This is a genomic window from Desulfobacterales bacterium (genome assembly GCA_028704555.1).
GTDB lineage: Bacteria > Desulfobacterota > Desulfobacteria > Desulfobacterales > JAQWFD01 > JAQWFD01.
Genome location: JAQWFD010000073.1, coordinates 1 through 6,825, shown reverse-complemented (window position 1 = coordinate 6,825; position 6,825 = coordinate 1). Strand labels below are relative to the sequence as shown.

At 46.0% G+C, this 6,825-nt stretch carries 7 protein-coding genes; 3 read left to right on the top strand and 4 right to left on the bottom strand.

Translation table 11 applies throughout. The features are described from left to right. The first annotated feature begins 252 nt into the window (after positions 1 to 252). On the top strand, positions 253 to 1,422 hold the full coding sequence (locus PHQ97_15735) for a site-specific DNA-methyltransferase (GenBank protein ID MDD4394183.1): 1,170 nt from the start codon (positions 253 to 255) through the stop codon (positions 1,420 to 1,422). 93 nt (positions 1,423 to 1,515) lie between these two features. Here the strand turns inward: PHQ97_15735 and hisG are convergent, their stop codons facing one another. The 4 genes from hisG to PHQ97_15715 form a co-directional block, all read right to left on the bottom strand. Further along, positions 1,516 to 2,367, bottom strand: a complete 852-nt coding sequence (hisG, locus tag PHQ97_15730) for an ATP phosphoribosyltransferase (protein ID MDD4394182.1) — start codon at positions 2,365 to 2,367, stop codon at positions 1,516 to 1,518. Positions 2,368 to 2,400: 33 nt separating this feature from the next. Then, positions 2,401 to 2,664 (bottom strand): phosphoribosyl-ATP diphosphatase, encoded by a 264-nt coding sequence (locus PHQ97_15725; GenBank protein MDD4394181.1) that lies wholly within the window; start codon positions 2,662 to 2,664, stop codon positions 2,401 to 2,403. 146 nt (positions 2,665 to 2,810) lie between these two features. Further along, complete coding sequence (gene mutY / locus PHQ97_15720) at positions 2,811 to 3,887, bottom strand: A/G-specific adenine glycosylase (protein ID MDD4394180.1); 1,077 nt, start codon at positions 3,885 to 3,887, stop codon at positions 2,811 to 2,813. Between the two features lie 213 nt (positions 3,888 to 4,100). Continuing rightward, a complete protein-coding gene (locus tag PHQ97_15715; GenBank protein MDD4394179.1) occupies positions 4,101 to 4,505 on the bottom strand; it encodes a hypothetical protein in 405 nt (134 codons plus the stop codon). Between the two features lie 421 nt (positions 4,506 to 4,926). Here PHQ97_15715 and PHQ97_15710 point away from each other — a divergent pair, with 421 nt between their 5' ends. Beyond that, entirely contained in the window at positions 4,927 to 5,052 is a 126-nt protein-coding gene (locus PHQ97_15710; GenBank protein MDD4394178.1) for a hypothetical protein, read from the top strand. A gap of 1,113 nt (positions 5,053 to 6,165) precedes the next feature. Beyond that, positions 6,166 to 6,294, top strand: coding sequence for a hypothetical protein (locus PHQ97_15705; protein ID MDD4394177.1), 129 nt, complete (start codon positions 6,166 to 6,168; stop codon positions 6,292 to 6,294). Positions 6,295 to 6,825 lie beyond the last annotated feature (531 nt).

Genomic DNA, 6,825 nt, shown 5'->3' with positions numbered 1-6,825 from the left:
GGCAAACATATGAACGCGAGAATCTGGGGGAACTTTCAGCCCTCGCCTTCTCTCAGGTACCGAGCAGCAGCTTAACGATAACCGGATTTTTCGTCAAGCTCGAAAAACTGGATCATCGAGTTTAAAGGCCTTATGCTTGCAAGTTTAAATGTGGCTGTTCCAATCTGCTTGTTTTGGGAACTACACTCTGATATTGAAAAAAAATTTGCATTTCAGACCTACAAATAACAAAGTATGGATACCGTTTCAGCCATGAAAACAACTCACCAGATACACTTTACAAATTCAAACCGCATGACGGCTGTGCCTTCATGCAGTGTCGATCTGACGGTCACCTCACCTCCCTACCCCATGATCAAGATGTGGGATGAAACGTTTTTACATCAGGATGCCGATGTGGGAAGTGCCTTGAAAAAATATGACGGGGTTGCTGCGTTTGAACGGATGCACCGCCTGATGGATACGGTATGGGATGAGGTTTACCGGGTTCTGAGGCCCGGTGGCATCGCCTGCGTCAATATCGGAGACGCCACCCGGACCCTGGACGGGCATTTCATGCTCTATTCCAATCATTCCAGAATCCTGTTCCACATGCTGGATATCGGATTTGTGGCTCTCCCGCAGATTCTCTGGCGCAAGCAGACCAACGCGCCCAACAAATTCATGGGTTCCGGCATGATGCCGCCCGGGGCCTATGTGACCCTGGAGCATGAACATATTCTGGTACTGCGCAAAGGCCGGAAGCGGGAGTTTGATACCGGAAAAGAAAAAGAAAACCGGCGGGAAAGCGCTTTTTTCTGGGAAGAACGGAACATCTGGTTTTCCGATATATGGATGGATTTAAAAGGCGCAAGGCAAAAAATGCTCGACAAGAAAACCCGCGGCAGAAGCGGCGCCTATCCGTTTGAACTGCCCTACCGGTTGATCAATATGTTCTCGGTAAAAGGAGATACGGTGGTCGATCCGTTTCTGGGAACCGGAACCACCATGGCGGCGGCCATGGTTACCGGCCGGAACAGCATCGGCTTTGAGTTGGAAAAGGGCTTTAGCGATGTGATTCACGACCAGCTCCGGGAAGTACCCGGTTTTTCATCCGAACTGATCCGTGAACGGATAGAAAAGCACCTGGAATTTGTTGATCAGCGCGTTCAGGCCAAAGGCCCGATGAAATACATCAACGCGCATTACGGATTTCCGGTCATGACCCGGCAGGAAATCCAGCTGAAACTGGAAATCCCCGAATCAGTCAACCCGTCGGATACCAACACATTTGAAGTAAAATATTCGGAAGATCCCTGCAAGGGATATGAGGCACCAGAAACTTCCAAAACACCGGCATCCGCTGACACGGTAACGGATCCGCCTTCAGCGCATTTTGAGAAAAAACCGTCTAAAGCCGTACAGATGAAGCTGATCGGCTGATAGCTTCAGGAGATAAAAAGACAAACACGGTTTGTTCCAACCGGATCCATTCACGTCCGGCCGAAGGCAAACCGTGTTCCTTTTATGATAGAGTCACAGCCGGCAGCATCGTATATCGGTGACAATAATGCCCCGGGCGCCGACATCTTTCAGTTCGTCCATGATCCGATTGACATCTTTTCGCATGGTCATGGCCTTGACCGCAACCCATCCTTTTTTGCTCAACGGAGAAACCGTCGGGGATTCGATACCCGGGGTCATCCGGCTCACCGTTTCAAGGAGAGATTCCGGGGCATCATATTCCACGATCACATATTCACGAGCGACCACAATTCCCTTGAGCCGTTCGATAAACACCTTTACATCATGCCGCTGGCAGATTTCCTGCTGCCGGGCTATGAGAACGGCTTCGGAGCTCAGAAGCGGCTCACCGATAACCTTCAGCCCGGCATCTTCCAATGTTTTTCCGGATTGAACCACATCGGCAACCACATCGGCAACGCCCAGCTGGATGGCTATTTCAACCGCCCCTTCCAGGCGGATGATCCTGGCAGGCGTAACGTTTCGATGTTTTAAATCGTTTAAAACCAGATTGGGATATGATGTTGCGATTCTAAGCTGATGAAACATTTCAGGGGTAAGGCTGCTGCTATGCGGAACCGCATAATAAAAATCGGATTTGCCGAATCTCAACGGCAACAACTCCACAACGTCCGCTTCGCTGTCAATGGCCAGATCCCGGCCGGTAATGCCCATATCCAGGACCCCGTTATGAACATACACGGAAATATCCCTGGGCCGCAGGAATACAAATTCGATTTTATTTTCACTGTCACGGACCATCAGCTCCCGGCCATACCGCCGGCAGCGATAACCTGCCTCTTTTACGACCTGAACAGCCCCCTCGGATAACGAGCCTTTATTGGGCAACGCAATTTTCAACATATCAAATTATCCATAAATCTTCGTTCAATAAAATTACAGATGTTTGTAGATATCTTCCAACCCCAGATCACATGCCAGCATCATCACCTGAATATGGTACAAAAGTTGAGAAATTTCTTCGGCAGTCCTTTGACGGCCTTCATGTTCCGACGCCATCCAGACCTCTCCGGCTTCTTCAAGAATTTTTTTCCCGATAAAATGCTTTCCTTTTTCCATTTCATTAAAGGTACTCGATTCCGGGTCCTGACTAAATGCCTTCACCTGGAGCTCGACAAATAATTCTTCAAACGATTTCATATATCCACCCTGTTTAATTTAGGATTAATCAATCATCCGTTTGGCCGTCTTTAAACCGCTGCAACCATCCTCGGATATTATCTGCGGATCTTTGAACACGCTTAAATCAACTATCACTATCGATGTCCGATTGCAATACAGAGCATTTAATCGCATAACCGGATCAGGGGAATAAACTTATGATTGGCTTTCGGAAACGGGTATCTGTCAATCTCCCCCATGGCAATCCACCGGTAATCCATTGGGCCGTTCAGTTTGATATCGCCTGACACATAGCGGCATTTAAACACATCCATCACGATTTTAAAATGCGTGTACGCATGCCTTACCCGGGTGATATATGCCTCTATTTCAACCTCCAGATTCACTTCTTCCCGAATTTCCCTGATACAGGCCGATTCAGCATCTTCTCCGTGTTGGGCCTTCCCGCCGGGAAACTCCCAAAGTCCGCCGAGAAGGCCATCCAGCTTACGGCGGGTAATCAGGACGAGATCGTCTTTTTGGATCACTCCGGCACTGATGCGATATTCCGGAACCGCTTTTTTGATGACCCGTCGGGGATAGACATCGACATGGCCATGTTGACAGGCGCTGCAGGCCGATTGCACCGGGCATATGGCACAATCAGGGCTACCGGGTCTGCAAACCAGGGCACCGAGTTCCATCATGGCCTGATTGAATACGCCGGGGCTGTTCCGATCCAGTAACGATTCCGCCAGCTGCCGGAATACGGCATACGATGACGACTGATTTACCGGAACATCGATCTGAAACAAACGTGACAGCACGCGTTTTACATTTCCATCAACCACTGAATAAGGCTGGTGAAATGCAATGCTCAATACTGCCGAAGCGATGTAATCTCCCACCCCGGGAAGTTGTTTGAACGCTTTGAAGGAATCCGGAATCTGTCCGCTGTAATCAGAAAAAATCAATTGAGCCGCCCGATGCAGATTTCGTGCACGTGCATAGTAGCCTAAGCCTTCCCATGCCTTGAGAACATCCTGCAGACCGGCACCCGCCAATTGATGTATATCCGGAAAATTTGTGACAAACTTCCGGTAATAGGGAACAACGGTTTTTACCTGTGTCTGCTGGAGCATCACCTCCGAGACCCAGATACGATAGGGATTGTCCGTTTGACGCCAGGGAAGATGCCTGTGATGGGTGTTGTACCACAGGATCAGTCTTTTACAAAATCCGTGTATTTGATCTGAGTTCATATATCAGTCAAGCGTTTACCATAGCAAAAAATAGAACCGGCTCCGGTGTTCTGAAAACAGGTTGGCCATTTTTGCAGGACCGCTGAACCCGGGATTTAGGTACATGCAAAAATGGCCAACCTGTATAAAATCCATTCAGTTATTTTAATATTTGCCGGACAAGCCGCCCATGTCCGCAACTGCCACGTCAGTATCACAAGCGACTATCGATGGTTATTCCGAATCCTCGGGTTCATCTCCAAGGATGTCCTCGACATCGGTTTCTTCTTTCACATCGGTATCATCCTTTATCGCTTCCAATATAACGGGCTTTTTAAATTTTACAATAAAATCCTTGTCTTCAAGGATCAATTCCTTCCTTTCGCAGGCGGCATCACTGTACAGTTCGATGACAGAATCCGCTATTTTATCCACATAGAGCGCAACAGGGAAAAAGTCCTGCGATCTGAGTAACAAAATCAGCTTTCGTCTGTCTTCGGAAATGCCGGATATGATATCAGCTTGATCATACTTAACCTCGCAAACCAGAGAAAAAATATTTTTATCAAGCATTTCATATTCCTGAATCAACAAATTACCTGTATCTTTTTCTTTTATCATGACATATTTTTGTTTCATTTTTTATCTCCTTATAGGATTCAGAATGCCGAAAAAACCCGGAAAGCCTGATCCCGAATAATGTTTAAAGCAAAACTGATGCTATTTTATCGATAGCTCGTGTGCAGCCACGAATTTGATTTTGAACAGATTCGCGCAGAGATTGGATGAAACGGTCATTTATGGATGAAAATCAAGTCAGTCAGAAACGGAAAACAAATAAAATTGAGCAAAGATTTCGACGGATTTTGGCGTCTCTCAAGCCTGTTCACAGGGTTCATCTTCAAAACCCGGCAAGGGGCGTTTGCTGACTGACTGTATATAAACGTTAGTCATGACCAGAGACAGACCAGGGAATATGGCAAATTGTTCAGGTTCTTTAATTTGCGCGCCTCAATATATTTATACACATCGTCATATCTTCGAGCAAGGGGAAACACTGATGTTGCAAAAGTCGAGGATGCCTCAGTTCCAGGGCATCAGGAGTGATGCGGTAACGATCTACATCTACCTCGTGATCATCAGAAAATATCTGTTTTCCCCCCTGATTTCTGCGTTCGCCCTGTGAAATGCGAAGCGCATTCCTCCGGGGTCATGGTTTCAAGATTTTATTGGCATAACCGGCACCCTGAATTAATGGGGCACAGATTTAAATTTCATTCAAACTGAAAAACGCACAGTTACTATATACAGGCAAAAAAAGCAACCCAATCATCCGAACATGCCATATCAAAAAGGGCCTTGCTCCTGTAGAGTTCTCTCCAGGCAAGATGCAACATGGCTCCTCAAGGCAGACAGAATCTACCGAAGAAACGAAGTTTCGATCGCTTTGTCCAAAGCGATCGAATTGAAGATGCGGCCGCCGAATCAGGGCAACAAAATCAAATCGTCTGCGGATCAAAAGTGTCTACACTTCACACATCTGTAGCACTACACATGTGTAGTGCTACGGTGCGAATTATTACAATTTTAAAAATCTCTTACAGTCTCATTCCATATAACTTTCCTGAAATTCTGTAAAAATAATAAATATATATAAAAAAAGTCCGTGCTCAAGCTTCTGGCGTCTGTCTTGCATTCTATAATAGAAAAACGAAAAAAGCCGGGATATGACCGGGATACAATAAGAACAGACAACAACGCCTCAACATGCTTTTAAAAATTTTAAAATTTGACGGTAATTCAATACCCGAAAAGTTGAGTTGAATCCGTCGAAGCAACGATTTAAGCAAATGTCTCTCCGGCTGAAAGTGGCAATGAACAGGGAAGAGATATTACCCCGATGGTTCCATGGGACTGGAGGTTGAGAAATGATAAACGTTGTCAACATAATCGGAAACAGGGGGGTCACCTACCGGCTCAACCAGATTGGAAGAGCTGGAACAGATGAAGCTGGTACCGAATGTGCAACAAAAATTCTGAAAAACTCTCAGCCTTTATTTAGCCTGACGCGGCAGGCAATGCCCAGGGGAGAAACTTTTTTTACGATTTGTAGAGGAGTTTCTCCTCCCCTCCCCCCGCCTCCTCCCTCTCCTCCTGTCATTAAAAAACACGAGTTTGTTTATTTATAGTTATATGTAGAAAAAACACTTTTAACAATTCAAAAGGAGTACGAAAATGGCAAAAATAGTCAATTCGTGGAATGAGTGGGATCCGCTCAAAACAGCTGGATAAACTCGGAATGGAAGTTATTCCAATTCCGTATCAGCACGTAATTCCGTTCGGCGGCGCGCTGCACTGCACCACCTTGGACGTTTATCGTGAAGGCGGCTGCGAGGATTATTTCCCGAGACAGATTAAAGGCTACTAAATAAGGCTGATATCTGTATCGGCTTGATTTGATTTAAAAATAAGCAATTGACCGACAAGATGGATCAGGTTTTTCTTTGGGCAAAGGAAGACGTGATCGATCTGCCGGGGAAAATATGCGGGGTTTGAATCCATAAAGAACCCGTACCAACGTCATATCTGACTGAATATGCAGCAATGGCGTTGAAACTTCATCCGGGGTCTTTATTGAATATAGTATCCACTCCCTGTATTGACCAGCGTTAAATTGTCCCCCTGAACATCCGATCATAATGAGTTGGAATTACAGCTACCACATGCTTTAATTCCGACCGAAATTTTTATTTATTACAAATAAAACAGATCCAGATGAAGGAGGTAGTACTACTATGTCACCTATGGCAATCGGTCTTATTTTCTTTATTCTCGCATATTTTGCTCTCGGCGTGGGAATGTATTTTTTGGTGAAAGGAAGCGGGAAACGCTATATCATCTGCGGTAAAAGTCTTCCTTTTTTTCTGGTAGGATCCATGCTGCTGGCGCAATCACTGGA